Origin of the sequence: Reyranella sp. (genome assembly GCF_052439685.1) — a bacterium.
Classification (GTDB): Bacteria; Pseudomonadota; Alphaproteobacteria; order Reyranellales; family Reyranellaceae; genus Reyranella.
The window spans coordinates 147,969-173,619 of record NZ_JBQVQG010000001.1 but is presented as its reverse complement, the minus strand read 5'-3'; the positions used below and the strand labels follow the sequence as shown (position 1 = coordinate 173,619).

28 protein-coding genes are annotated in these 25,651 nt (G+C 66.3%); 13 read left to right on the top strand and 15 right to left on the bottom strand.

Going from position 1 to position 25,651, the window contains the following annotated elements; all coding sequences use genetic code 11:
• Positions 1 to 120: 120 nt before the first annotated feature.
• A complete protein-coding gene (locus tag ACT6UX_RS00880; protein WP_444773247.1) occupies positions 121 to 1,716 on the bottom strand; it encodes a GMC family oxidoreductase in 1,596 nt (531 codons plus the stop codon).
• Between the two features lie 128 nt (positions 1,717 to 1,844).
• Between ACT6UX_RS00880 and ACT6UX_RS00875 the strand changes: the two genes are divergently transcribed.
• Together ACT6UX_RS00875 and ACT6UX_RS00870 are read left to right on the top strand one after the other, a co-directional pair.
• Entirely contained in the window at positions 1,845 to 2,288 is a 444-nt protein-coding gene (locus ACT6UX_RS00875) for a hypothetical protein (RefSeq protein WP_444773246.1), read from the top strand.
• Between the two features lie 11 nt (positions 2,289 to 2,299).
• Positions 2,300 to 3,100, top strand: a complete 801-nt coding sequence (locus ACT6UX_RS00870; protein WP_444773245.1) for a glycoside hydrolase family 25 protein — start codon at positions 2,300 to 2,302, stop codon at positions 3,098 to 3,100.
• A 361-nt stretch (positions 3,101 to 3,461) separates the two neighbouring features.
• Here the strand turns inward: ACT6UX_RS00870 and ACT6UX_RS00865 are convergent, their stop codons facing one another.
• Positions 3,462 to 4,679: an aspartate aminotransferase family protein gene (locus ACT6UX_RS00865; protein WP_444773244.1), complete on the bottom strand. Its 1,218-nt coding sequence runs from the start codon at positions 4,677 to 4,679 to the stop codon at positions 3,462 to 3,464.
• 96 nt (positions 4,680 to 4,775) lie between these two features.
• Between ACT6UX_RS00865 and ACT6UX_RS00860 the strand changes: the two genes are divergently transcribed.
• Positions 4,776 to 5,525, top strand: a complete 750-nt coding sequence (locus tag ACT6UX_RS00860; RefSeq protein ID WP_444773243.1) for an SDR family NAD(P)-dependent oxidoreductase — start codon at positions 4,776 to 4,778, stop codon at positions 5,523 to 5,525.
• Between the two features lie 225 nt (positions 5,526 to 5,750).
• Positions 5,751 to 6,350, top strand: a complete 600-nt coding sequence (locus tag ACT6UX_RS00855; RefSeq protein WP_444773242.1) for a hypothetical protein — start codon at positions 5,751 to 5,753, stop codon at positions 6,348 to 6,350.
• Positions 6,351 to 6,532: 182 nt separating this feature from the next.
• On the opposite strand, the gene ggt is transcribed toward ACT6UX_RS00855, so the two are convergent.
• From ggt to ACT6UX_RS00835, 4 genes are all read right to left on the bottom strand, one after another.
• Entirely contained in the window at positions 6,533 to 8,218 is a 1,686-nt protein-coding gene (gene ggt / locus ACT6UX_RS00850) for a gamma-glutamyltransferase (RefSeq protein ID WP_444773241.1), read from the bottom strand.
• A 179-nt stretch (positions 8,219 to 8,397) separates the two neighbouring features.
• Positions 8,398 to 8,667: a GIY-YIG nuclease family protein gene (locus ACT6UX_RS00845; protein WP_444773677.1), complete on the bottom strand. Its 270-nt coding sequence runs from the start codon at positions 8,665 to 8,667 to the stop codon at positions 8,398 to 8,400.
• Between the two features lie 154 nt (positions 8,668 to 8,821).
• Positions 8,822 to 9,280: a hypothetical protein gene (locus tag ACT6UX_RS00840; protein ID WP_444773240.1), complete on the bottom strand. Its 459-nt coding sequence runs from the start codon at positions 9,278 to 9,280 to the stop codon at positions 8,822 to 8,824.
• 4 nt (positions 9,281 to 9,284) lie between these two features.
• Positions 9,285 to 10,448, bottom strand: coding sequence for a phytanoyl-CoA dioxygenase family protein (locus ACT6UX_RS00835; RefSeq protein WP_444773239.1), 1,164 nt, complete (start codon positions 10,446 to 10,448; stop codon positions 9,285 to 9,287).
• Between the two features lie 212 nt (positions 10,449 to 10,660).
• Between ACT6UX_RS00835 and ACT6UX_RS00830 the strand changes: the two genes are divergently transcribed.
• Positions 10,661 to 10,960 (top strand): GIY-YIG nuclease family protein, encoded by a 300-nt coding sequence (locus tag ACT6UX_RS00830; protein ID WP_444773238.1) that lies wholly within the window; start codon positions 10,661 to 10,663, stop codon positions 10,958 to 10,960.
• Positions 10,961 to 11,034: 74 nt separating this feature from the next.
• Here the strand turns inward: ACT6UX_RS00830 and ACT6UX_RS00825 are convergent, their stop codons facing one another.
• The 3 genes from ACT6UX_RS00825 to ACT6UX_RS00815 form a co-directional block, all read right to left on the bottom strand.
• A complete protein-coding gene (locus tag ACT6UX_RS00825; protein WP_444773237.1) occupies positions 11,035 to 11,607 on the bottom strand; it encodes a glutathione peroxidase in 573 nt (190 codons plus the stop codon).
• Between the two features lie 25 nt (positions 11,608 to 11,632).
• Positions 11,633 to 12,340 (bottom strand): ribonuclease activity regulator RraA, encoded by a 708-nt coding sequence (locus tag ACT6UX_RS00820; RefSeq protein ID WP_298306599.1) that lies wholly within the window; start codon positions 12,338 to 12,340, stop codon positions 11,633 to 11,635.
• Positions 12,341 to 12,424: 84 nt separating this feature from the next.
• Positions 12,425 to 12,799, bottom strand: a complete 375-nt coding sequence (locus tag ACT6UX_RS00815) for a DUF805 domain-containing protein (protein WP_444773236.1) — start codon at positions 12,797 to 12,799, stop codon at positions 12,425 to 12,427.
• Between the two features lie 275 nt (positions 12,800 to 13,074).
• Between ACT6UX_RS00815 and ACT6UX_RS00810 the strand changes: the two genes are divergently transcribed.
• Positions 13,075 to 13,602 carry a 6-pyruvoyl trahydropterin synthase family protein gene (locus ACT6UX_RS00810; protein WP_444773235.1) on the top strand — a complete coding sequence of 176 codons (528 nt, stop codon included), beginning with the start codon at positions 13,075 to 13,077 and terminating at the stop codon, positions 13,600 to 13,602.
• Entirely contained in the window at positions 13,599 to 14,324 is a 726-nt protein-coding gene (queE, locus tag ACT6UX_RS00805) for a 7-carboxy-7-deazaguanine synthase QueE (protein ID WP_444773234.1), read from the top strand. The genes ACT6UX_RS00810 and queE overlap by 4 nt, the downstream gene beginning before the upstream one ends.
• Before the next feature lie 97 nt (positions 14,325 to 14,421).
• Here the strand turns inward: queE and ACT6UX_RS00800 are convergent, their stop codons facing one another.
• Entirely contained in the window at positions 14,422 to 14,886 is a 465-nt protein-coding gene (locus ACT6UX_RS00800; protein WP_444773233.1) for an SRPBCC family protein, read from the bottom strand.
• 88 nt (positions 14,887 to 14,974) lie between these two features.
• Between ACT6UX_RS00800 and ACT6UX_RS00795 the strand changes: the two genes are divergently transcribed.
• Complete coding sequence (locus tag ACT6UX_RS00795) at positions 14,975 to 15,166, top strand: hypothetical protein (RefSeq protein WP_444773232.1); 192 nt, start codon at positions 14,975 to 14,977, stop codon at positions 15,164 to 15,166.
• Between the two features lie 55 nt (positions 15,167 to 15,221).
• A complete protein-coding gene (locus tag ACT6UX_RS00790; protein WP_444773231.1) occupies positions 15,222 to 15,626 on the top strand; it encodes a VOC family protein in 405 nt (134 codons plus the stop codon).
• A gap of 175 nt (positions 15,627 to 15,801) precedes the next feature.
• Here the strand turns inward: ACT6UX_RS00790 and ACT6UX_RS00785 are convergent, their stop codons facing one another.
• Positions 15,802 to 16,755, bottom strand: a complete 954-nt coding sequence (locus ACT6UX_RS00785; protein WP_444773230.1) for an aldo/keto reductase — start codon at positions 16,753 to 16,755, stop codon at positions 15,802 to 15,804.
• Between the two features lie 369 nt (positions 16,756 to 17,124).
• Here ACT6UX_RS00785 and ACT6UX_RS00780 point away from each other — a divergent pair, with 369 nt between their 5' ends.
• Entirely contained in the window at positions 17,125 to 18,252 is a 1,128-nt protein-coding gene (locus ACT6UX_RS00780) for a hypothetical protein (RefSeq protein WP_444773229.1), read from the top strand.
• 70 nt (positions 18,253 to 18,322) lie between these two features.
• Here the strand turns inward: ACT6UX_RS00780 and ACT6UX_RS00775 are convergent, their stop codons facing one another.
• On the bottom strand, positions 18,323 to 19,036 hold the full coding sequence (locus tag ACT6UX_RS00775; protein ID WP_444773228.1) for an MBL fold metallo-hydrolase: 714 nt from the start codon (positions 19,034 to 19,036) through the stop codon (positions 18,323 to 18,325).
• Between the two features lie 318 nt (positions 19,037 to 19,354).
• Complete coding sequence (locus tag ACT6UX_RS00770) at positions 19,355 to 20,323, bottom strand: WD40/YVTN/BNR-like repeat-containing protein (protein ID WP_444773227.1); 969 nt, start codon at positions 20,321 to 20,323, stop codon at positions 19,355 to 19,357.
• 158 nt (positions 20,324 to 20,481) lie between these two features.
• On the opposite strand from ACT6UX_RS00770, the gene ACT6UX_RS00765 reads away from it, so the two are divergent.
• The 3 genes from ACT6UX_RS00765 to ACT6UX_RS00755 all read left to right on the top strand — a co-directional run bounded on the left by ACT6UX_RS00765 (position 20,482) and on the right by ACT6UX_RS00755 (position 23,505).
• A complete protein-coding gene (locus ACT6UX_RS00765; protein WP_444773226.1) occupies positions 20,482 to 21,552 on the top strand; it encodes a TRAP transporter substrate-binding protein in 1,071 nt (356 codons plus the stop codon).
• A 64-nt stretch (positions 21,553 to 21,616) separates the two neighbouring features.
• Entirely contained in the window at positions 21,617 to 22,216 is a 600-nt protein-coding gene (locus ACT6UX_RS00760) for a TRAP transporter small permease subunit (protein ID WP_444773225.1), read from the top strand.
• A 2-nt stretch (positions 22,217 to 22,218) separates the two neighbouring features.
• On the top strand, positions 22,219 to 23,505 hold the full coding sequence (locus tag ACT6UX_RS00755; RefSeq protein WP_444773224.1) for a TRAP transporter large permease: 1,287 nt from the start codon (positions 22,219 to 22,221) through the stop codon (positions 23,503 to 23,505).
• Positions 23,506 to 23,688: 183 nt separating this feature from the next.
• Here the strand turns inward: ACT6UX_RS00755 and ACT6UX_RS00750 are convergent, their stop codons facing one another.
• Together ACT6UX_RS00750 and ACT6UX_RS00745 are read right to left on the bottom strand one after the other, a co-directional pair.
• A complete protein-coding gene (locus ACT6UX_RS00750) occupies positions 23,689 to 24,591 on the bottom strand; it encodes an alpha/beta fold hydrolase (RefSeq protein ID WP_444773223.1) in 903 nt (300 codons plus the stop codon).
• Positions 24,588 to 25,643 carry a serine hydrolase domain-containing protein gene (locus ACT6UX_RS00745; protein ID WP_444773222.1) on the bottom strand — a complete coding sequence of 352 codons (1,056 nt, stop codon included), beginning with the start codon at positions 25,641 to 25,643 and terminating at the stop codon, positions 24,588 to 24,590. The genes ACT6UX_RS00750 and ACT6UX_RS00745 overlap by 4 nt, the downstream gene beginning before the upstream one ends.
• Between the last annotated feature and the right edge of the window lie 8 nt (positions 25,644 to 25,651).

Genomic DNA, 25,651 nt, shown 5'->3' with positions numbered 1-25,651 from the left:
CGCAGCAGCCGTCTCGAAGCATGGGCACGAGCACCGCGTTTGTTGCCCATCCTTCGAGACGCACGCCTTCGGCATGCTCCTCAGGATGAGGATGTGCGGATAACTTGAATCGGATGGGCCTTAAACCGTATCCCGCAACACCATGTCCGCCGCCTTCTCGCCGATCATGATCGAGGGTGCGTTGGTGTTGCCGGAGGTCAGTGCCGGCATGATCGAGGCGTCGGCGATCCGGAGCCCCTCGATCCCGTGGACGCGCAGCCGCGCATCGACGACGGCCATCGGGTCGGAGCCCATCTTGCACGTGCCGACCGGGTGATAGGTCGTCTCGGCGGCCTGGCGTACCCAGTCGAGGATCTCCGCGTCGCTGTCGCCGCCGGGTCCCGGTGCGATCTCGGCGACCTGCAGCGGCGCCATCGCCGGCGCGGTCATGATGGCGCGCGCGATGCGCACGGCGCGCACGGTCAGCTCGCCGTCGACCGGCGCCGACAGGAAATTGTAGCGGATCTCCGGCGGCCGCTTCGGATCGGCCGAGACGATATGGATGGTGCCCTTGCTCTCGGGCCGCATCGGATGGGCATAGCAGGAGATGCCGGACTGCCGGGCGATCCGCGGGCCCCGCGGCCCCGCCTCGGTGAACATCGGCACCCAGCCCAGCAGCAGGTCGGGCGCTTCGAGCCCGTCGCGCGAGCGCACGAAGGCGCGCAACGGCGCACCGACCATCGAGAGCAGACTGTCGCGGTTGGCCGCCCAGCGCAGCGCCTGGTGCACCAGGCCGAGCCCGCGGCCGCGATCGTTGAAGGTGACGCCGCGTTGGCCGATGGTCCATCGCGTGCGCGGCGCATAATGCTCGCGCAGATTTTCGCCGACGCCCGGCAATGCGTGGCGGACCTCGATGCCGAGGTCGCGCAGCCGCTCCGGCTGGCCGATTCCCGACAGTTCGAGAAGCTGCGGCGAGTTGATCGACCCGCCGCTCACCACGACGGCGCGGCCGGCCCGCGCCTCGCGCGCCTCGCCGCCGACCGAATAGCGCACGCCGGTGCAACGCTTGCCGTCGAGCAAGAGTGTTTCGGCCAGCGCCGCGGTCTCGATCCGCAGGTTGGGCCGCCGCTTGGCCGGATCGAGATAGCAGCGGGCCGTGCTCATGCGCCAGCCGGAGGCGATGGTGGCCTGGCTCATGGCGATGCCGTCCTGCTTTGCCCCGTTGTAGTCGGGGTTGTGCGGGATCCCGACCTCGCCGGCCGCCTTGATCACCGTGGCGTAGAGCGGATTGGCCGGCGCGGGGTTCGTGACCTTGAGCGGGCCCGAACGGCCGCGAAAGCGCTCGTCGCCTTCCGGATAGCTTTCCATGCGCTTGAAGAAGGGGAGGACGTCCTCGTAGGCCCAGCCCTGATTGCCCATCTGCGCCCAGGTGTCGAAGTCCTGCGCCTGGCCGCGCACGAAGGCGAGGCCGTTGATGGCGCTGGAGCCGCCGAGCAGCTTTCCGCGCGGCACCGGGATGCGGCGGCCGTTGGTGCTGGCCTCGGGCTCGGAACTGTAAAGCCAGTTGACCGCCGGGTTGGTGATCAACCGCGAATAGCCGACGGGAATGCGGGTCCAGGGGTGATCGGCAGGGCCGGCTTCCAGCAGCAGCACCTTGTGGCGCGGGTCGGCCGACAGCCTGTTGGCGACGACGGCGCCTGCCGAACCGGCACCGACGACGATATAGTCGTATTCCATTACCCTCAGTATCCCGCGGCGCACCCCGCCTGTCGATTGCCGCGACGATTGACGCGACGATGGCCCGGCTTTACGCGGGCCGATGTTTGGGCATGATGCGGCCCCCGACAACCTCGAAGGAAAAAGCCATGCGTGGTGTCTCCCTCCTGCTTCCCCTCGGCCTTTCCCTCGCCTGTGCCGCCGGCATCGCGGTCGCTCAGCCGGCCGGGCCGGACATGACGGGCACCTGGACGGGCACCAACAAGAGCATCGTGAGCGGCCTCCCGGCTCACTTTCCGGTGACCGCGCCCTCGACCATCGTCGACGGCAACCGCCTGGTCGAACTGAAGATCACGGTGCGCATCGACGGCCAGGACGAGGGCCGGTTCTGGGGCACGCTGTCTTCCGAGTCGAAGGCGGAGCCGATCATCGGCGTCATCGGCTCGGACGGAAAGCGCGTGCGCATGATCGGGCAGGGCGGTTCGGCCATCGAAGGCACGCTTCTCGACGACGGCACGCTCGAACTCTTCTATACCGAGAACCGCGCCGGCGTTTCCGTCGCCGCCACGAACGTGCTGAAGAAAGCCAAATAGGACTCCCTTCGATGATCTCACGGAGAAGCATGCTGGCGGGCGGCCTCGCTTTGCCGGCGCTGGCCGGCTGCGGCGGCCAGCCGACCCAGCCTGTGGCCTACGCCCCGGGCCAGACGCGGCCTGGCCTCGATGCGGTGATCGACATCAGCCACAACGTGACGGTCACCAGCTTCGCCGCGGTCCGCCGCAGCAACATCCTGGCCGTCATCCACAAGGTGACCGAGGGCGGCGACTGGTTCGACCCGTCCTACACGCCGCGGCGGCGCCAGGCCGAGGCGGCCGGCCTGCTGTGGGGCGGCTATCATTTCGGCACGCGCCAGTATTCGGGTGAGCAGCAGGCGGCCTCGTTCCTGTCGGCCTGCCAGCCCGGCCCGCAGACCGTGATGGCGCTCGACCTCGAACCGAATGACGCCAACCCGCGCAACACGATGCGGCTCGACCAGGCCGAGGCCTTCGTGCTGGCGGTGCAGAAGGCCACCGGCCGGCTGCCGATGCTCTACTCCCATCCCGCCTGGGCCGACGGCGAGATCTACGGCCGCCGCCGCATCAGCCTCGGCGCCAGCATCCGTCCGGGCTCGATCCTGGCGCGCTGCGACCTGTGGCTGGCCGACTATCGCGAGACGCCGCGCCTTCCCATGGCCTGGGCGGATCGCGGCTGGAAGCTCTGGCAATACGTCGCCGACGAGACCTCGCAGAACTTCGCCTACGGCAGCGAACCGCGGCACGTCGAAGGCGTCGGCCACTGCGACCGCAACATGTACAACGGCGACGTCGCCAGCCTGAACCGGTGGTGGAAGAACGGCGGGCGGTAGGCCGAGCCTCGCTCGGCCTGTCCGTCGGCTAAGCGGCTTGGTTACAAGCCGCGAGACGCCGACACCTCCCCATTTGAATGGGGAGGAAGCTGGTTCTAACGCGCCGCCAGCCTGAGCCGCTTCCGGAAGAACGGCGGGCGGGGGTAGAGGCTTTCAACACCAACCTCATCCTGAGGAGCGCCGCGAAGCGGCGCGTCTCGAAGGATGGGCCACAGGCGGGGTGCGCGTTCCCATCCTTCGAGACGCCGTGCTGCGCACGGCTCCTCAGGATGAGGTTATTGGGGCTGTTCATAGCCTCTTGCTTTAGCTGCATTCATTTCCGGCCAGCCTCTCAGGATGAGGGTGTTCGGGGTCGTGCAGTTCACCGCGTCGCGAGCGCCGCGAACGCCTTGCGGGTCGCTTCCAGCGCGAAGTCGATGTCGGCTTCGGTGTGGGCGGTCGACAGGAACATGTTGTGGCGCGGGTGCAGGTAGGCGCCGTGCTTCAGCGCCTCGACGGTGAAGAAGTTGCCCTTCTCGGTGTCGGGATCGTTGTCGAACAGGATCGTCGGCATCTGCGGCGGGCCGCTCTGGCGCACGCCGATGCCGAACTCGGCCGACTGCGCCGCGATGCCGTCGCGCAGACGCTGGCCCATGGCGCGCATGTGCGCCGGCCCGTCCGTGCTCTCCAGCACGTCGAGCGTCGCCAGCGCCGCGGCCATCGACACGGCGCTGCACCAGAACGAACCGGTGACATAGAGCTTCGACGCGGCCTCGCGATAGCGGTCGTTGCCGGTCACGGCGGCCAGCGCATGGCCGTTGGCGATCGCCTTGCTCCAGGCGCTGAGGTCGGGCTGCACGCCGACCAGGTCCCAGCTGCCGCGCATCGTCAGCCGGAAGCCGGCGCGCACGTCGTCGACGATCAGCGCCGCGTCGTTGGCGTCGCACAGTTCGCGCGCGCGGCGGGCGAAGGCCGCATCCGGCATCTCCTGGTCCTTGCCGAAATCGTGCTTGAAGGCGGAGACGACGATGCCGGCCAGGTCGTCGCCGGCGCGCTGCACGGCGCTCTCGAGGCTGCCGGTGTCGTTGAATTTGTAGGTCAGCATGTGGGCGCGATCCTCGGGCGTCACGCCGTACGGGTTCGGCGAGCACCACGGGATGGCGCCGTGATAGGCGCCCTCGGCCACCAGGATCTTGCGCTTGCCCGAGGCGGCACGCGCCAGGGTCACGCAGGTCGTCGTGGCATCGGTGCCGTTCTTGCCGAACAGCGCCCAGTCGGCATGCGGGATCAGCCCGACCAGCCGCTCGGCCAGCTCGACCAGCCGCTCCGACGGGCCGTTCAGGCAATCGCCCGCCGCCATCTGCCGCGCCACCGCCTCGGCCACCACCGGATTGCCGTGGCCGACCACGATCGGGCCCCAGCTGCACATGAAGTCGACATAGCGCTTGCCGTTCACGTCCCACAGGTGACAGCCCTCGCCGCGTTCGAAGAACTGCGGATAGCCCTCGGGCAGCCGGTCGCTGCGCAGGTGCCCGTACATGCCGCCGGGAATGACCTGCTGGGCGCGCTGTCGCAATTTCTGGTCGGCTGTGAGGGACATCGAACGGGCTCCGCTACGCTGTGAACTGGCCTAATATACCGCACGAGCGAGAGCCTGCACCCGGCACGGGTCGCAGGGCAGCCACGGGGGAAACGGATGGATCTCAAGGGGAAGGTGGCCGTCGTCACCGGCGGCAATGGCGGGCTGGGCCAGCGCATCTGTCACGCGCTGGCGGCCGAGGGCTGCCACATCGCCGTCGTCTATGCGCAGAGCAAGGACCAGGCCGAGGGCGTGGCGCGCGATCTCGAACGGCACCAGGTCACCGCCGCCGCCTTCGCCTGCGACGTGACGCAGCGCGACCAGGTCGACCGGCTGGTCGACGAGGTGGTGAAGCGCTTCGGCCGGCTCGACATCCTCGTGAACGACGCGGCCTATAACAAGTCGATCCCCTTCACCGATCTCGACGGCCTCACCTACGAGGAATGGACGAAGATCATCGACATCAACCTGACCGGCCCGATGCTGCTCACCAAGGCCGTCGGTCCCGTGATGAAGCGCCAGGGCGAAGGCCGCATCGTCAACATCGCCTCGGTCGCGGGGCTGGGCCCCACCGGCTCCTCGATCGCCTACGCGGTTTCAAAGGCGGGCCTCATCCACCTCACCAAGTGCATGGCCGTGGCGCTCGCGCCCGAGGTGCTGGTGAACTGCGTGGCGCCGGGCCTGCTCGAAGGCACCCGCGCCACGGCGAACCTGCGCCCCGAGGTCGTCGCGAAGAACGCCAGCGCCTCGCTGCTGGGCAAGCCCGCCGACAAGGACGACTGCGCCGACCAGGTCGTCACGATGTGTCGGACCAACAGCACGACGGGTCAGACGCTTGTCATAGATTCGGGCCGGGTGTTTCACTGACGCGTGACGGATTGCGGCGCTTGCTCGTGAAGATGGTGCCGCAGCGCCTATTTCTCCCGCGCGGCGTCTTGGGATTCGACCCAGCTCCGGCTTTCCCCATAGGCTTCGCCTCGCCGCGCTCACGCGTGGGACGCGGTCGAGGGGGCGACTTCAACAGCCGCAACAACAGGGCATCACGCTGCTGGGTGGCGTCGCTTCCTTAGTTGTTCATCGGGGGAGAATGCCATGGCTAAGGAGCCTGCATACATACGGGCACTGCGTGAATACGCCAATGACTGGATGACCAGTCTGGATTTCCCTGCGCACCAAGATGAGCTGTGGAGCGCCAGCGACCGCGCATTTGCACTTCTGCACTCAATTAACGTCGAGAATGCTCTACATCGGCTGTTTGAGGCCAAGCTACGGCAAGGACTTAATTCTACTGATCGCAAGCGCCTCTACGGTTCAGAGGGTATTCTCAGCAACTTTAGCAGCAAGATCGCGCTGGCATATGCGTTAGAGCTTATCGGTCCCGTGACGCGGGATGATTTGAACTTGATTCGTTTTATAAGGAACACATTTGCTCACTCGCGGCGCCCGCTGAGTTTCGACCTTCAGGTGGTGGGGAACGCCTGCGCCCATCTTCAGTTTCCCGACAGACCACATGGCTATAAATTTTTGGGGCCCGGCGGACGCGAGGCTGACGGCGATCACGCAGATCTAACAAACGCCAAGACACGCTATCGTCTAACGTGTCAGCGTATTGAGATGGGAATTAGCAATATATTGCACCCGCCCCCGGACATCGTGCTTAAAGAGGGCTGGCTGGATGAACCTTTGGTTTGAGGGCTAGTGCAGTGATACGAGTTTCGCACTTGTCCTTTTGCGTCTTCTTTCCCATTCCAAATGGGAAGCCATCTGTTGTTGGCCTGCCGCGCGGGCTTAAACTATGAACAACGTGATAGTGCGTTAACCGGATATTTCCCATTTGAATGGGGAGAAGATCGATCAACTCGATCGACCGGACCCTAACCCGGTAACACGAACCTGACCCCCGCCCTTGCCAAGCCACCCCCCAGCGCCGCCGCCGTGCCATCGGCGCGCCAGCAGGCGGCGCCGGTCATCGTGCCGTCGTCGTGGAACTGGATGGCGTTCATGCCGCCGGCCACGGTCGGCATGATCTTGAGGGTGTGGCCGCGGGCTTCGAGACCCTGGCGGACCGGGGCGGGGATGCCGTGCTCGACTTCCAGGACGGGGCCCTCGGTCCAGATACGCGGTGCCTCGACGGCTTCCTGCAGCGCCATGCCGTGGTCGATCAGGTTGAGCAGGGCCTGCAGCGCCGAGGGGAAGATCTTGCGGCCGCCGGGCAGGCCCAGCGCATAGCGCACCTTGCCGCCCTTGAGCGCCATCATCGGCGACATCGAGGTGGTGACCCGCTTGCCCGGCGCGATCGACAGCGCATTGCCGCGGCGCGGGTCGTAGTTGTTCATGTAGTTGTTGGGGATCATGCCGGTGCCGGGCACGATGAAGCGCGCGCCGAACAGGCTGTTGATGGTCTGCGTCGTGCTGACGACGTTGCCCTTGCCGTCGGCCACGGTGAGGTGGGTCGTGTCCTGGCCTTCGGCGGCTTGTAGTCCACCCGTCCATTGCGTGGCGCGGGCGATGTCCAGCAGCTTGCGGCGCTGGTCGGCATAGTCGCGGCTCACGATGCGCTCGACCGGCACCTTCACGAAGTCCGGATCGCCGCTCGCCTCGGCGCGGTCGGCGAAGGCGATCTTCAGCACCTCGGCCAAGAGGTGCAGCGTGTCGACGGTGCCGAAGCCCATCTTCGCGATGTCGTAGGCTTCGAGGATGTTCAGCATCTGGGCGATGTGCACGCCCGAGGCGGCGGGCGGCGGCGGGCCTAAAATCTCCCAGCCGCGATAGTGGCCGCGGATCGGCGCGCGCTCTTCGACCTTGTAGCTGGTAAGATCGTCGCGGCGCACGAAGCCGCCGGTCTTCTCCATGCATTCGACGAGCAGGTCGCCCAGCGGGCCGCCATGCAGCGCCTTCTCGCCCTGCTGCGAGACCAGCGTCAGCGCCTCGGCATACTGTCCCTGAACGAGTCTCTCGCCGGGCTTGAGCGGCGTGCCGTTGGGCAGGAGGAGGGCGGCGGCGAGCTTGTCCTTCAGCAGGTCGGCGCCGGCATCCTTGATACAGTCCGAGAGATAGGGCGTCACCGCGAAGCCGCGCGCGGCGTGGCGGATGGCGGGCTGCATCACGTCGGCCAGGCTCATCGTGCCGAAGCGCTCCAGTGCCATACACCAGGCGCGCAGCGAGCCCGGCGTCGCGACCGACTTCGGCCCGACCAGGTTCTCCTGCCCCTCGACGTCGTAGACTTCGGGCGCGGCGTCGGGGACCGGTCTGTACATGTCGGGATGGCCCATCTGCGGCACGGCGCTCATGCCGTCGAGGATGCGATGGCTGCCGTCGGCCAGGCGGATGTGGCAGGTCGTGCCGCCGATCAGCCCGACCATCATCGGCTCGACCACGGTCAGCGCGAACTGCATGGCCACGGCCGCGTCGACCGCATTGCCGCCGGCCGCCAGCATCTCCAGGCCCGCCGCCGAGGCCAGCGGATGGTTGGAGACCGCCATGCCCGCGGGCCCGTGCGCCGGCTGCTTCTCGCAGGTGAATTGCGTGCCCGCGCGCTCGCGCCATGTCGACTGGGTCATCCGTGTCCTCGCTGAATCTGTGGTCCGAAATCTCGCACGCGGCTGGGGCGGCGGCTACCCATTCACCTCACCCTAAGAGCCCGGCCGGAAATGAATTGATAGATCCGATCCCACGCACTTACCTCATCCTGAGGAGCGCCCCGCAGGGGCGCGTCTCGAAGGATGGGCAACGATCCCCGTCATTTGCCACCTCTTTTCGCGAGCACCCGAAGCGCTCCGAAATTGCCCCTGATCAGGGCTTCCTTCTTGGCGCGCGACCAGCCTTTGATTTGCCTTTCGACCGTGATCGCATCGGTGATGTTCAGGAAATGCTCCGACCAGACAATGGCCACGGGCAGACGTTTCGACGTATAGCCGCCGAACGCGCCGCTATTGTGCTCGGAAAGGCGCCGTTCCAGGCCTCGACGCGCCGAGCCGACATAGTAGCTGCCGTCTGAGCAGCGAAGCATGTAGACGTGGGCTCCGTCCTCGTTGTCCAAGGTTCCGACCAGCTCGTCCTTTGCCCATCCTTCGAGACGGTCCTCAGGATGAGGTCAGTGTTTGGAGCGATTCAATTCATTTCCGCTCAACCTCGCGAGGTGAGCTTGGTCGGCGAGGCGGCGACTACTGTTCCACGCGCTGCTCTGCTTCCTCGCAACGCTGCAGCCGCTCGCAGGCGGCCTCGTTGCGGTCGCCCTTGGGGTTGAAGCAGGCGCGGGTGTCGGTCGTGCCGTCGGAGACGATGCGGCTGAGGCGGGCGCGCGATTCGGGCGGGCGCTCGACGTCTAAAAGGCCCTTGCGGGTCAGCACGTTGGCAAAGCGGATGACCAGCCGCTCGCGGGCCCGCATCGCCTCGGGTGCCGAGGCCTTGGCGTCGCGGCACCATTGCATCCCCGCCGCCTTGCCGCAGCCCCAGAGCTGCATCTGGCGGAAGCGCTCGGCGAGCTGGCCGTTCACGCCGAGGCAATAGGCGGCGACGTCGTCGTCGTTCAGGAGCGGTTCGGGGTCCTGCGCCTGCGCCTGCGCCTGTGCCCATGCGGGCAAAGCGGCGAGCAGGAGCAGGAGGCAGAGTCCGAACCGCATCCCGTCAGATGAACATGTCGAGCTGGTTGTAGTTCTTCAGCACCGCCTCGCGCATCGCCTCGCTCCAGCGGTTCTCGTCCTGGCGGTCGGCGAGCGGGCGATAGACATGGCTCTTCTCCTGCGGGAAGCGCTGGCGGCGCGCGTCGATCGCCAGCAGCAGGATGCGCAGCCGCTGGTCGATGCGCTCGCCGTTATAGGTCACGGTCTCGCCGGTCAGCCGCTTCGTCGTGACGTTGAGCACGCGGCGGCGCGGGAAGAAGCCGGCGTTGAGCGTCACCCGGCGGTCGGGCGAGGAGTTGGCGAAGGAGCCGTGCAGCAGCTGGCGGTTGGTGACGATCGTGTCGCCGGCGCCGACCAGCATCGGCACCGCGCCCGCGATTCGGTCGGAGCCGCTCTCGGCGACCAGTTTGCGGATGTCGGCCTTGCCGTGGCGGTGGCTGCCCGGCAGCACCCAGACGCAGTTGCCCGCCGTGCTGGGATAGAGCTGGGTCATGAAGTTGAAGCCGTGGGCGCCCATGTCCCAGTCGGCGGCGTCCCAATGGGTCGTGCCGTCCTGGTGCCAGGCGACCGACGGGCCGAGGCCGGCTTCCTTGATGAAGGTCACCTCGTTGTAGGGCACGAAGTCGTCGCCGAGGATCGCAGCGGCGGCGGCCAGCAGGCCGGGATGGCCGTAGAGCCGGAACGCGGCGTTCATCAGGTAGAGGTTGCCGTCGAGCAGCTCGACGGTCCAGGCGGGCGCGTCCTCGCTGAGGGTCGGCTGGCTCATCGCCACCGGATGGCGGCCGTTGTTCTTCGTCGTGCCGCCGAGCGGGTCGCTGAGTGGTTTGGCCCAGCGATAGGGCGGCTTCAGCACGCCCTCGCCGAAGGCCGGGCGGCCGTGACGGTCGACCGCGGCGCCCGGTTCGACCGGCGCACGCTCGAGGATGGCATCGACGTCGGCGCGCAGCTCGGCCAGCTCCTCCGGTCCGGCCACGCCCTCGAAGACGTAGAAGCCGTGCGTCCAGTAGGCGTCGAGGATGTCCTGCGCAAGCCGGCCGTTGGCATCGAGCCGGATCGGCCCGCGATTGCCCAGCGCCCGCGCGCGCTCTTCGCCGGCGCGGCTGTATTCGGCCATCGTGCGGGCATGGTCTTCGGCAGTCAGGGGGGCAGCGGCTTCGGCCATCGCCATCGGGACGTCTCCATTATATTTTTAGGAGCCGACGATAGCGCGGCCTTTTGCCTGCAGCCAAATCCTGCCGCTGCAGTCACCCGCTCTGCGGCTCAAATACCAACCTCATGCTGACCGGAAATGAATTGAACTGATCCAAAAAATTACCTCATCCTGAGGAGCGGCCGCAGGCCGCGTCTCGAAGGATGGGCAAAGGTCGAGCTCGCTGGACTATGGACAACGAAGTCGGAGCGCACGTCTACATGCTTCGCTGTTCGGACGGCAGCTACTATGTCGGCTCGGCGCGTCGAGGCCTGGAGCGGCGTTTTTCCGAGCACAATAGCGGGACTTTCGGCGGCTATACCGCCAAACGTCTGCCAGTGGTCATCGTTTGGTCGGAGCATTTTCTGAACATCACCGATGCAATCTCGGTCGAAAGGCAAATCAAGGGCTGGTCGCGCGCCAAGAAGGAAGCCCTGATCAGGGGCGATTTCGGGGCGCTTCGGGCGCTCGCGAGAAGAGGTGGCAAATAACCGGGCCGTTGCCCATCCTTCGAGACGCGCCGCTTCGCGGCGCTCCTCAGGATGAGGTAACTCCTTAAATTGCCTCAGGATGAGGATAGGCGGGACAGCGCCGCCTCGATGGCACGTTCGAGCTTCGGGCCGGTGCCGCTCACCGCGGTGAACCAGTCGATCACCCGTCCGTCGCGGCCGATCAGGATCTTGTGGAAGTTCCAGCTCGGCGTGCCGATCGTGCCGGTCTGCGCCGCGGCCCAGCGATAGAGCGGATGGGCGTTGGCGCCGGTCACGATCTGCTTGTCGGCCAGTGGAAAGGTGACGTCGAAGCTCGCCTCGCAGAAGCGCTTGATCTCTGCGTTGCTGCCGGGCTCCTGGCCGCCGAAATCGTTCGACGGCACGCCCAGCACCACGAGGCCCTTGTCCTTGTAGCGCCGCCACAGCGCCTCCAGCCCCTTGTACTGGCCGGTGAAGCCGCAGAGGGAAGCCGTGTTGACCAGCAGCACGACCTTGCCCGCATAGGCAGGCGTGGGCAGCGGCCCGCCGCCGATCGATTCGAGCGACACGGCGGGCCAGTCGACCGCCTGGCGGCCGGCCTGCGACCAGGCCGTCGCCGACAGCAGCGCGCCCGCGACGGCGAAGGCCAGCATGCGAAGGACCTTCATGAGGCTGACCTTCGTTTGCCCGCGCTTACTTCTTGGTCGCGGCGTAGCGCGCCTTGGCTTCGTCGTTCGGCGGATAGAGGCCGGGCAGGGCGACGCCGCGCTCGACCTCGGACATGATCCAGCCTTCGAGCCGCTCCTGCTCGGTGCCTTCCTGGGCGACCGCCTCGACCAGCGCCTGGGGGATCAGCACCGCGCCGTCATCGTCGACCACGACCACGTCGTCGGGGAACACCGCCACGCCGCCGCAGCCGATCGGCTCCTGCCAGCTCACGAAGGTGAGGCCGGCGACCGAGGGCGGCGCCGCGGCGCCCTGGCACCAGACCGGCAGGCCGGTGCCCAGCACGCCCGCAATGTCGCGCACCACGCCGTCGGTGATCAGGCCGGCGACGTTCTTCTTGACCATGCGCGCGCACAGGATGTCGCCGAAGATGCCGGCATCGGTGACGCCCATCGCGTCGGCCACGACGATCGCGCCTTCCGGCATCGCCTCGATGGCGGCGCGGGTCGAGATCGGCGACGACCAGCTCGCCGGCGTGGCCAGATCCTCGCGGGCCGGCACGAAGCGCAGGGTGAAGGCGCGTCCCACGAGACGGCCCTGGCCCGGCTTGATCGGCCGCGTGCCGCGCATCCAGACGTTGCGCAGCCCCTTCTTCAGCAGGATCGTCGTGATGCTGGCCGTGGTGATCTTCGACAGGGTGTCCTTGAGCTCTTTCGAAAGCGGCGTCGTCTGCACGGTGTCTCCGTTTCTCTGCAATTTCGAGGTCGGGCGGAGAATAGGCGACGCGCCGCGACACGGAAACGACCGATTGAGGAAACGTCAGTCTTCCAGCGGATCGGGGCCAAACCGGTTGGGGGCGCGTGTGCCGGGCAACAAGCCGATTTCGATCAGGAACCAGATCGCGCCGATCACCGGCACCAGCACGATGAAGATGAACCAGCCCGACTTGTCGCGGTCGTGGCAGCGCTTCACCGTCACGGCAAGACTGATCCAGAACAGTGGAAGAAACAGCAACGCGCCCACGATGTTTGCCGCCACGGCCGAATTCGCCAGCATCCCGGCGTCGTTTGCGAGTACTGCCGGGATCATGAGGGCGGCAAGGAAGGCGACCTCGACGAGAAAGATGACGAGATGCACGTACCAGTAGGGCGCGCGATTGAGGCGGCCCTGGAAGCTGAACAGTAGACGCTTCAATTTTAGTTTCCCCCGATGCTCGTTATCCGAGCATTTTTGAGTGTGGCGCTTTATCAGGCCGTGCGCACCGGCCGACTGCGATTGATCCACATATCGCGGCTGGCGATTCACACCTCACGAAGAGACGGCACCATGCCGCGTCCGGGGCGGCTTCCCCCGGCCGCCGCGCTGGGGCAGAAGGGGCCCGTCGGCGTCCCGCGCCGGCCCGGTCGCAGACCCACCCGGTCAAAACAGGAGTTCCCGATGATCGTCCTCGCAGCCGGCGCGCGCGGCTGATGTTCAGCCTCGTCTTCACCCGGCGCTACAGCATGGCCCACCGGCTGATCGCCGATCCCGCCGGCAAATGCGCCATTCCCCACGGTCACAACGAACAGGTGATCGCCCGTCTCCAGTCCGTCGCGCCGCGGCGGCTCGACGGCGGCGCCAACATGGTCGTGCCGTTCGACCGCGCCAAGGCGCGCTGGCACCGCTTCGTCGACGACCAGGTCGACCACGCCTTCCAGCTCGGCGCGGGCGACCCGATGATCGACTGGTTCCGCGCCCACGAGCCCCAGCGGCTCGGCCGCCTGCTGGTGACGCCGGGCGATCCGACGACCGAGATGCTGGCCGCCTGCCTGATGGCCAAGCTCGGCGCCTTCCTCGCCGCCGACGGCACCGGGCTGCGCTGCGTCGAACTCACGGTCGAGGAGACGCCGACCAACGCGGTGACGCTCGCCGGCGATCCGGCCGAAATGCTGCCCGCGCATGACGGCGGCGGCTGGTGGCAACGGGCCGACGACAGCATCAACGATTTCGCGTCATGAGCACGATCCGCATCTCCGAGATCTTCGGGCCCACGGTGCAGGGCGAGGGCGCGCTGATCGGCAAGCCGACCGTGTTCGTGCGCACCGGCGGCTGCGACTATCGCTGCTCCTGGTGCGACACGCTCTATGCCGTGCTGCCGGAATATCGCCACGACTGGTCAAGGATGGAGCCGGCGGACATCCTCGCGAAGGTCGCGGAGCTGACGGGGGACACGCCGGTGCTGGTGACGATCTCCGGCGGCAATCCCGCGATCCAGCCGCTGGCGCCGCTGATCGAGCAGGGCCACCGGCGCGGCCATCGCTTCGCGATGGAGACCCAGGGCAGCGTCGCCGCCGCCTGGTTCGCCACGCTCGACCATCTCGTCCTCTCGCCCAAGCCGCCTTCGTCCGGCATGGAGACCGACTGGCACGCCTTCGACGCCTGCCTCGCCGCCGCAAGCGGCGGTCCGCAGACGGTGCTCAAGGTCGCGGTGTTCGACGAGGCCGACTACGCCTTCGCCCGCACCGCCGCCGCGCGCCATCCGTCGCTGCCGGTCTACCTCTCCGTCGGCAACCACACGCCCGGCGAACCCAACGAGGCCGGCCGCGACGGCGTCGACCAGAAAGGACTCATGGCCCGCTTCCGCTGGCTGGTCGATCGCGTGGCGCAGGACCGTTGGTTCGCCGCGACGGTGCTGCCGCAACTGCACGTGCTCGCCTGGGGCAACGAGCGCGGGGTGTAGCGCGAAGTCTTTCAGGGGAGCGCGCCACTCCCGTGGCGCTCGAGCAAGGTATGAGCGCCACGGGAGTGGCGCGCTCCAATGAGCGACCGGCTCGGCATCACCCCGGAATCTCCGGCTGCACCAGCTGCGCCAGCAAGGTCAGCGACTCCTGCCAGCCGAGGTAACACGCCTCGGTCGGGATGACGGCGGGGATGCCCTCCTGGACGATCTCGATCTCGGTGCCGACCATCACCTTGCGCAGGACGATCGTGGTCTGCATCTCGCCGGGCAGGTTGGGATCGTCGAATTTGTCGGTGTGGCGGATGCGCTCGTTGGGCACCAGCTCGACGAATGTGCCGCCGAAGGAATGGCTGTTGCCCGACGAGAAGTTGGTGAAGGTCATGTGGTAGCCGCCGCCCTCGCGCGCGTCCATTTCGTGGACGTGGCCGGTGAAGCCGTGTGGCGGCAGCCACTTGGCCAGGGCGTGGGCGTCGAGGAAGGCGCGGTAGATGCGCTCGGGCGGGGCGGTCAGCACGCGGTGCAGGCGGACGGTTCCGGTCTCGGTCGTGGTCTCGGTCGTCATGGGGTCTGCTCCTCCTGGGGCGCGCAGTCTCCCCCGCGCGGCGGCCGCCTTCAAAATAGGTTCACTATTGGCTGGCATTAGTTCCGTCGTGCCGACCAAGCTCATCGACGTCTTCCTGCGCGACGAATTTCTCCGCTCCTATTCGATCGTGCTGGGCTTCGTGAACGCCCCGATCTTCGAGCAGGACTATGTCGACCGCGCCCGCGCCCGCATGCAGGCCGACGGCTGGTCGGCCGAGGAAGTCCGCCAGGCCCGCTTCGTGGTCCGCGACGCGGACTGACGGAACTTCGCGGCCGCCGGGCCTTTGAAGGGTCCTCGCTGACCCGGAGAAGCCCATGCGCGGAATCGTGCACCACATCGACCTCACCGTGCGCGATCTCGCGGTGTCCGCGCCGTTCTACGACGCGCTGCTCTCCTTCCTGGGCTATCGCCGCGTGAAGCAGGAGGCCGCGCTGCATGTCTGGGATCTCGCGCCGGACGGCCGACTCATCGCCGGCGTCGCCCTGCGCGCCGCCCGCTCGGACCGTCCGCACGATCGCACCGCCGCCGGGCTGCATCATCTCGCCTTCCGCGCCGCCGACCGTGCCGACGTCGCGGCCGCCCATGCGCTGATGAAGCAGCAGGGCGCCACCATCCTCGATCCGCCCGCCGACTATCCGCAATACGGCGCCGGCTACCATGCCGTCTTCCTGGCCGATCCCGACGGCCTCAAGCTCGAGGTCGTGTACTTCCCGGGGTGAGGGGGCCGCCTGCGCACGCACAGTCCGCATCCACAGCCCCCAACCTCATCCTGAGGAGCCCGCCGCAGGCGGGCGTCTCGAAGGATGGGCAACAGGCGCGGTGCGCGTGCCGACCCTTCGAGACGCGGTCCGTTGGACCGCTCCTCAGGGTGAGGTCGTTGTTGGAGCGTCCGCCTCAGGCCGTCACCGGCCCCGGCAGGTCGAGCCCGACGCCGCTCAAGTGCCCGAACGTCCGGTGCAGCCGCTCGACCACCGGCGCGGGCAGCGGCGGCCGCAGGATCGACTCGATATTGGCCTTCACGTGCGCCCGGTTGCCGGTGCCGAACAGGATGACGTCGGCGCCCTGCTCGTGGCGGGCATAGCGATAGGCCGCATCGGTGATGCTCGCCGCGCCGCCCTCGCTCACGAGGAAGGCGAGCGGGTCGCCGTCGGCCACCACCGAGGCGTCGAGCCGCCCGTCCTCGACCAGCTTGGCGAACACGGCGCGGCGGTAGGCGTCGTTGCTGAAGATGTTGCGCACGACGAACATCAGCAGCGTGCCGATGCCGCGCCGCACGGTCGCCGGGAACACCCTGGTGCGCGCGCCCTGGTTCACCAGGCTGTAGGCCAGCATGATCACCTCCCACGGCGCCTCCAGGGCGGCGCGCGCCAGCATCGCCTGCTCGGGATCGCGTGGCCCCGTCTCGGTGAGGCCGACATGGCGCACCTTGCCCTGCTCCTTGAGCCGCAGCAGCGCCGGCGCCAGCACGTCGCGATGATGCTCGTAGGCCGCCGGCCCGACCGCGTGGAAATGGAAGACGTCGACATGGTCGAGCCCGAGCCGCTTCAGCGACGCCTCGACCTTCTGCGTCACCGTCTCCGCCGTGTCCTCGGTCTTGAACAGCGCCTTGGTCGAGATCACGAGCTTGTCGCGGTCATAGGCCTTCACCGCCGCGCCCACGATCTCCTCGGTCCCGTAGACCTCGGCCGTATCGAGGAAGTTCACCCCCAGATCGATCGCCGCCCGCGCGACCCCCACGCACTCGTCGAAACTCGCCCCGCGCCCCAGCCCCAGCCGGCTGTTGCCGCCGCACCCGAGCCCGGCGACGGAGACGGTGAGGCCGGTGGTTCCGAGGGGTTGGAAGTGCATTGGGGTGTTCCTGTCCAAGTCTCGCTCGGAGATAGCACGTCGCATCCTGCTAACTCTTATTAATGTGGTGAAAGAATTCCTATGTTTCGCTTGGGCCTCTGAGCTTCGAGCATTTTATGGGTTGCAAAAGTTAGCGGCGAAGCATTCAATGTGTTGTTCTCAGAAAGATGTTGGGGGCGAGCATGGAAGATAAGAAATATAAGACGCCTATCGACAAGCCGCTTCAGAAGCGTGACGACTCGCAACCTCGTCCTCGACCACTCAATGAAGAAAAATCTACTTTAATTACGAATCGCGACCGCGGTCCGCGTCCTTACCCCGGCGAGAAACCAAAGAAGAAGGGCAGCTGAAGTCTGCGACCCGCTTCAAATGAAAAGCTCTCTCTTTACTATTGAGGTGTCTGAACGTTTTGACGGCGACTTTAAGTGTAAGGTCGCTGACGAAGGTGATCTTACTGACGCCGAAAAGGCATACTTGGCATGTGTGCACTCTCTCTTGGACAGGCTTGAGAGACAGGGAATTCCTGATGATCAATCGGAGATAGGCAAGCAGTTAATTAGCTATCGCAGTGATATAGCAAAACGACTGCGGGAAAACGCGTCTTGCCTCAATCAAACGGAAGGGGAGTTTCGTCAGCAGGAGTGTTTAAGGCTCCGTGACCAATCATTGGAAATGTTTGGTGTATACACCGAGCGTTGCGACCAACTTTCTGCCATTCCATTCTCGGTTAAATCGCTCCTCGATAAGGACGGACTTGTTCGGGACTTGGAAATCAGGACTCACGATGTACATATTCCGTCGGACAAGCAAGATTTCAAAGTCGAGGTTGATCGTGCTCTTGCGGTCATCCGAGTGGTGTTGACCGAACGCAAGGGAACAGATGCGCGTAGTCGGTTAAACGAATACCTTCGTGCATTGGATGGCATTGCTTGTGTTGGTTTGGAAGGCTCGAACCCGACGCAAATAGAACTCGGTAGGCGCGCCCTTGCTGGACTGCGAGACGAATTCGTAACGCGAGAAGCTGGTCACGTTAAGAACGCATATGTGGCAAATTTGGGGATGTGGGCGCTAGTCGCGATTAGTGTGAATGTAGTCGCCTATTTTATTGTTAAGTCTCTGTTTCCGGATACTGTCCTTGATGCGTCACGTAACTTCTTTCTTCTCGCTACAGGCACGGCTATTGGGACTTGGCTTTCATTTTCCCTGCGACGGGTAGTGCTTTCCTTTACGGATCTTGCTGTCTTGGAAGAAGATCGACTACGGCCAGCAATGCGGATCATTTTTATGATCGCATTGACTTTTGTAGTTGGTCTCCTGTTCTTAACTTCTGCCGTCGAGATAGTAATTGGTGGATTTAAGAGTGACGTCGCCAATAGTCCTTCCTCGGCGCTCTTGATCGGAGCGCTGTGCGGCATTGCGGAGCGAGCAATGACTTCTGCTGTCGTCAAGAGGGCTGATGACTTTGCAGCAGGTGTTGGAGGGCGAACGGCATCTTGAGCTGTCGTTTGCAATAAATCGAATCATGCTGATAAATAAACGCTATTGGACATGCGCGTCGCCTAGATCTCTATGAAACTTGGCTGGCATAGTGACCCGCCAACCTCTCCAGCGCCGCCGCCCCATCGCCCTTGAACGTCGGCCCATGCATCAGCGCGATCGTCGTCGGCTTCAGTGCGGCCAGTCGGCGTAGCGTCGGCTCGGCCATCGGCGTCGGCGGCATGAAGGGCAGGCGCTCGGCGACCGCGATGGCGGGGGCGACGATGTCGCTTTCGGTGGTGGGATCGGCGGGGCCGGTCTGGGTGAAGAGGTCGCTGCTGAACAGCGTGCCGGTCGTCTCCTCGTAGATCAGGCCGGCGTCCCAGTTGTGCGGGACGTGCGGCGTGTCGAGCCAGCGGACGCGCTTGCCGCCGAGGTCGAGCACCTCGTTGTCCTTGAGCGCGCGCGGCGGGCGGTCGGCCATGTCGGCGAGCCAGATGTTGCAGCCGAGTTCACCGTGCGCCGGCTGGGCGTTGGGCGCGGCGGCGAGCCACTGGTTGAGCGCGCCGCTTTCGTCGCCCTCGACGTGGGAGCAGGTCGTCCAGCGCAGTTTCTCGAGTGGGATCACGGTCTTCACCGCCTCGACGATCAGCGGGAAGAGGCTGCGCTGGCCGTAGTGGAAGAGCAGCGGCTCGTCGGCGTCGATCAGGAACTGGTTGAAGGTGAAGCCGGTCGGTCCGACGGCGTTCACGAAGGTCGAGAGCCGGTAGATGTTCGGGGCGATCTCGGCGACGGTGGTTTTCATCGCGGTCTCCTATGGCAGGGGCTGAAGGTCGAAGTTCTGGCCGATAAACGAAACAAACGAAATAAACGAAACAGTCGAAATGAATGCCGCGCCCTCTGTGTGAGAACCGTTCGCGCAACAATGTTGCGCGCGGGGGCTTCAAAAAAACACCTCACCCTGAGGAGCGAACGCAGTGAGGGTCTCGAAGGGTGGGCACGCGCACCTCGCCTGTTGCCCATCCTTCGAGACGCGCCGCTTCGCGGCGCTCCTCAGGATGAGGGGGTGGGGTGGGCTCGGGCTCGGGCGTGGGTGTGGGAGCGGGTGCGGGCGGGTGGGTGCTCACGGCAGCGGTTGCCAGATCGTGCTGCGGACCTCGCCGAACTCGCGGGGGAGCTTGGTCCAGGTGTCGCCGCCGTCGGTCGAGCGGAAGAGTTGGCCGAGGTTGGAGCAGACGAAGATCAGCTTCGGGTTCGAGGGATGCGTCGCCACCGTCCACGGCGTCGAGTTGAGGTCGCCCGGCAGGTTGGCGTCCTGCCAGTGCGCGCCATGGTCGGTGCTGCGCAGCAGCCGGCCGGTCGAGCCCGGCGGGCCGTTGCCGTTGGTCAGGAACACCGTCGCGTCGCCGTCGGCGCGGGCTGCGATGGTGCGGGTGTACTGCCAGGGCGAGTCGAGTTCCTGGAACGCGAAGGTCTCGCCATTGTCGCGGCTCAGGTTCAGGCCGCGGTTGGTCGTGGCGTAGACCAGCTTCGATCCGTTCTGGATGACCGCGAGGCCATGGATGTCCTCGGAGTTGATGCCCTGGCCGACCTTCTTCCAGCTGCGGCCGCGATCGGTCGAGCGGTGCACGCCGTCGATCTCGACGCCGGCCCACAGCGTGTCCTTGTCCACGGGATCGAACAGGATCTGCGTGATGCGCGGCTTGCCCACGAAGATGCAGGCGTCGGCGAAGGTGCCTTGCGCTTGGGTGAAGCTCTTGCCGCCGTCGGTCGAGACGAAGATGGCGGCGGGCTGGGTGCCGACCACGATCGTGTAGGGATCGTCCGGCGCCTGCGCCATCGCCCAGATGTCGTAATCGTCGAGGACCGAGGGCAGGTGCGTCCATTTCTGGTCGGTCTCGTTCCAGCGGTAGAGGCCTGAGTCGGTGCCGGCCAGGACCTCGCCGGGCCTTTTGGGATGCGCCGAGAGCGCCCAGACCCTCGCCTCGAGATAGAGGCCGGATTCGATATAGGGCCGGATCCAGGTCTCGCCGTCGTCGCGGCTGAACCACACCGACATGCCGGCCGTGCCGACGCAGAGCAGGTTGGGCATCGTTTCCTCCCGTTCTTGTTCGATGGACCCATAGTCGAGAGCCCCGGCCCCGCAGGCAAGCCGCTCCGTCCGGGCCGTGCCCTTGCCTCCCCCGGCGAATTGAACGAGAGTCGCCCGGCAACCGCGCGGGGTCAAAGGCGCGGAACAGGGAGTCATAGATGAAATTCACCGCACTTCTCGGAATGGCGGCGGCGTTGGTCGTCGGCAGCAATGGCATCGCTTCGGCGCAGACAGCCGCGCCGGCGCAGCTCGATACCAAGAAGTTCAACGTCATCGGCACGTGGAACTTCCTCAACATCAACAAGAAGGTCGAGGCCCCGTTCTGGAGCGAGCAGCTCGGCGCGGCCTCGGGCGGCAAGCTGACCGGCAACATCAAGTCGATCACCGAGCTCAACCTCAAGGGCACCGAGGTGCTGCGGCTGCTGAAGACCGGCGTCTATGACGTGGCCCATGCGCTGCCGATCTATGTCGACGACGGCGCCGCCATCTTCGAGGGCTCGGACATTTCCGGCGTGGCGACCAGCGTGGCCCAGCAGCGCGAGATCCTGAACGCCTGGATGCCCGAGATGCAGAAGGTGATGCGCGACAAGTTCGGCTCGATGATCGTGTCGACCTTCGCCTTCCCGCAGCAGGTGTTCTTCTGCCGCGACGAGATTTCCAGCCTGGCCGACATCAAGGGCAAGAAGGTGCGGGTGCAGGGCGTCTCGCAGTCAGACCTGGTCAAGGCGCTGGGCGGCTCGGCGGTCACCATTCCGTTCGGCGAGGTCGTGCCGGCGCTGGAGAAGGGCGTCGTCGACTGCGGCATCACCGGCACCCTGCCGGGATACCAGGCCAAGTGGCCGGAAGTGGTGAAGACCGTCGTCGACGTGTCGCTGGGCTACACCGCGGGCTTCGTCTCCATAAACCTGAACAGCTGGAACAAGCTCTCCAAGCCGACCCAGGAGTTCATGACGGGCCAGTTCAAGAAGCTCGAAGAGGCGGCCTGGGCCAGCGTCGAGGCCGACACCAAGGAAGGCATCGCCTGCGACACCGGTAACGGCCCGTGCTCGGTCGGCCCGCCGGCCAAGCTGAAGCTGGTGATGCCGACGGACGCCGACCGCGTCCTGATCAAGAAGGCGCTGAACGACGTCGTGCTGCCCGAATGGGCCAAGCGCTGCGGCGCCGAGTGCGCGGCCAAGTGGACCGAGCTGGTCGGCAAGCGCTACGGCCTCGTCGCCAAGGCGAACTAACGGCAGCGGGGCCGCGGCCCCGCCGCACACCTCCTCGCGGCAAGCTCAGGCTCGGGAAGCGCATATGGAACGTCTGTGGCGCGGCGCATCGGTCGTCGCCCTCTGGGGGGCGTGGGCCGGCGGCGCCATGATCCTGCTGGCTTCGGTCGTGGTCACGGTCGAGGTGATCAGCCGCAAGCTGCTCGCCTTCGCCTTCTCGGGCTCCGACGAGATCGCCGCCTATCTGTTCGCGGTCGGCACCTCGTGGTCGCTGGCGCACGTGCTGGTGACGCGCGGCCATGTCCGCATCGACGTGCTCTATGGCGCGCTCGGGCCGCGGGCCCGGGCGGCGTTCGACCTGGTGGCGATCGCGGGCCTCGCGGTCCTCGTCCTGGCCATCGTCGACCGCAGCGGCGAGATCTTCCTCGACAACCTCAGCGGCGGGAACCGCTCCAACACGCCGCTGCGCATTCCGCTGGCCTGGCCGCAGGCGCCGTGGTTCGCCGGCTTCGTGCTGTTCCTGGCCGTCACCGGGCTCGCCTTCCTGCGCAGCCTGCTCGCCCTGGTGCGCGGCGACCTCGGCACCGTTTCGGCAACCATCGGCGTGCCGTCGCAGGACGAAGAGGTAAAGGGCGAGCTGGGCTCGCTGGGGATCGCCACCTCGAACACGACCGCGAAGAGGTAACGATGCTCGGCACCGCGCTCCTTCTCCTCGTTGCCCTGCTGGCGGTCAGCGTTCCGGTCGCCGCCGTGATGGGCGTGCTGGGCCTCGCGCTCAACCAGTTCTTCTCGTCGATCCCGCTCTACCTCGCGATGGGCGACATCGTGTGGAACGCCAGCTCCGAATACATCCTGATCGCGATCCCGATGTTCGTGATGCTGGGCGAGATCCTGCTGCGCTCGGGCATCGCCCATCGCGTCTATGCCGCGATCGCGACCTGGCTCTCGTGGCTGCCGGGCGGCCTGATGCACGCCAACATCGGCACCTGCGCGATGTTCGCGGCGACCTCGGGCTCGAGCGTCGCCACGGCCGCCACGGTCGGCGTCGTGGCCCTGCCGCAGGTCGCGATCCGCCGCTACGACGAGCCGCTGTTCCTCGGCACGCTGGCGGCCGGCGGCACGCTGGGCATCCTCATTCCGCCGTCGATCAACTTCATCCTCTACGGGCTGCTGACCCAGACCTCGGTGCCGCGACTCTATCTGGCGGGCATGATCCCCGGCCTCCTGCTCACCGGCTTCTTCATGTCCATCATCCTGGTCTACTGCCTGGTCTGGCCGGCCAAGGGCGGCACGCCGGTGGAGACCAGCTGGCGCGACCGGCTGCGCAGCCTGAAGGACCTGGTGGCGCCGCTGTTCATCTTCGGCGTCGTCGTCGGCTCGATCTATGCCGGCTGGGCGACGCCCACGGAAGCGGCCTCGATGGGCGTCTTCGCGGCGCTCGTGCTGGCCGCCTGGGAGCGCGCGCTGTCCTGGCCGATGATCAAGGCGGTGTTCGAAGGCACGATGCGGACGACGGCGATGATCATGCTGATCATCATCGCCGCGCAGTTCCTGAATTTCGTGCTGGCCAACATCGGCGTCACCGACGGCGTGGCCAAGGCGATCGACGCGCTCGGCCTCGGCAAGGTCGGGACCATGCTGCTGCTGATCGTGTTCTACCTGATCCTCGGCTGCTTCATGGAGACCATCTCCATGATGATCCTGACGACCCCCTTTGTGTTCCCGATCGTGGTCGGCCTGGGCTGGGATCCGATCTGGTGGGGGATCGTGCTCACCATCCTGATCGAGGCGGCGCTGGTCACGCCGCCGGTCGGCCTCAACCTCTATGTCGTGCAGAGCCTGCGTTCGACAGGCGCCATCGCCGACGTGATCCGCGGCGCCCTGCCGTTCGTGGCCGCGATGTTCGGGCTGATCCTGCTGCTCATGGCCTTCCCCGACATCGCGCTCGGCCTGCCGCGCTGGGTGATGGGGTGACGGATCGAGTTCTTCCGGCCGGAATTCAATCGGTCGATTCACCCAACATCGACCTCACCCTGAGGAGCGGTCCGCAGGACCGCGTCTCGAAGGGTGGGCACGAGCACCGCGCCTGTTGCCCATCCTTCGAGACGGTCGCTGCGCGACCTCCTCAGGATGAGGTGGGTGGGCTAGACTTTTCCCTTACGGCTTCAGCACCTCGATCAGCTTCGCATTGAACGCGTCCGCCGCTTCATAGGCGACCCAATGGCCGGCGCCGGGAATGACGTTCATCTCGAAGTCGGGCTGCAGGGCGCGGAAGAGGTCGATGCGTTCCTGGATGTGCGGATAGGTCGTCGAATCGAACTCGCCCCAGAGGCCGGTGAGCGGCGTCTTCACCCGCGGCAGGACCTCACTCAGCTTGAAGGCCTGGCCCATGATGCGGCTGCGCGTCCTGGCGCGCGTGGTGTTCAGGATCTGCATGTGGATCGCGATGCCGTCGACGTTCTTCGGGTCGTGCAGCATCAGGATCTCGAGATTGCGCCGCGCCTCGGCCGCCAGCGTCTCGGGCGGCATTTCGGCCAGAAGCTTGTGCAGCTTGGGGCCGGGCTTGCGCGTGGCCTTGAGGCCGCCGGCGCCGACCAGCGCGATGCGCTCGATGCGGTCCTGAAAGAGCGTGGCGATGTGGCCGGAGACCATGCCGCCGAACGAGAAGCCGGCGATGGCGAACGGTTTGTCCTTCGGCAGCAGCGCCTTCATCGCCGCTTCGACGCAGTGCGTCACCGACCAGATGTCGTTCACGTCGTCGGGCGGGTCGCTGTCGCCGAGCCCCGGCAGGTCGGCGGCATAGACGCTGAAATGCTCGGAGAGCGGCAGGACGTTGCGGATCCAGTGGATCCACGAGCCCGAGCCGCCATGGAACAGCAGCAGGATCGGCTTGTCGGCTGAAGCGCCGAAGACGTGCCACATCATCGTGCCGGTGCCGCCGGCGCTGCGCGGGCCCATGGGCACGCGCACGATCTCCGATTTCGCGGCGACCTCTTCGATATGTTCGGCGGCAGTGCGGCCATCCTCCATTCGGGGGACGGCGGAGAAATCCAGACTCATGCCTTGATCGCCCCCAGCAGGCGCTCGACGAATTCCGGCGCCTTCTTGCGGTCGATCCAGCGCAGCACCGTCACGAGGTCGTTCTCGGGATCGATCCAGACGATGTGGCTGCCCCAGCCCAGCGCGAAGAAGCTGCTCTCGGACGCGGCGGCGAACTGCCGGCGGCCGGTGTTGAGCCACCACATCAGCCCGTAGAACGGCGCGACCGGGCAGGGCTTCACCAGCTCACTTGTCCAGCCCTCGGGCAGGATGCGCTTGCCGTCCCACACACCGCCCTGCGCCACCAGCCGGCCCATCAGCGACAGGTCGCGCGCCGAGATGACGATGCCGCCGCCCCAGTGGCCGCCGCCCGGCACCGACAGCATCTGCTTGCCGTCGATCGTGTCGTAGGAATTGCGATAGCCGTCCCACTTCCAGCCCTGCGAGCCGCCGATCGGATCCATGATGCGGCGCTTCAGGACCTGCGGCAGCGGCTCGCGGAAGACCTGCAGCAGCGAGCGCGACAGGCGGTTTACCCGCACGTCGTTGTATTCGTAGAACGTCCCGGGCTGCTTCATCGCGCGGCGCGTGCCCTTGGGCGCGTCGGCGACGGCGACGCCGACCACGCGATTATGGTCGATGCGGTCCTCCTTGCCGAAGACGGTGCCCGACCATTCGCTGGTCTGGGTCAGCAGGTGGCGCCAGGTGATGTCGCGGTTCTGCTCGCTGGTGAAGCCGTCATCGAGCGCATAGTCGGCGACCTTGTCGTCGAGGCTCTTGATCAGCCCGTCGCCCAGCGCCAGCCCGGCCAGCAAGGCGAGGTAGCTCTTGGCGACGCTGAAGGTCATGTCGGCGCGGTCGACGTCGCCCCATTCGGCGATCTTGTCGCCGCCGCGATAGACGAGGCCCGCCGGCCCGCCGCGCGGCGTCACCGGCCCCAGCACCTCGTTGTCGGGGGCTTTCTCGCCGGAATCGGAGGTCATCACGAACTGCCCGTCGGGCATGAACATGCTGGCGGGCCAGTTGGACTGGGCGGCCAGGGCGAAGGCGACGGCGTCATTCAGGTCGTTCATGCCCTCAA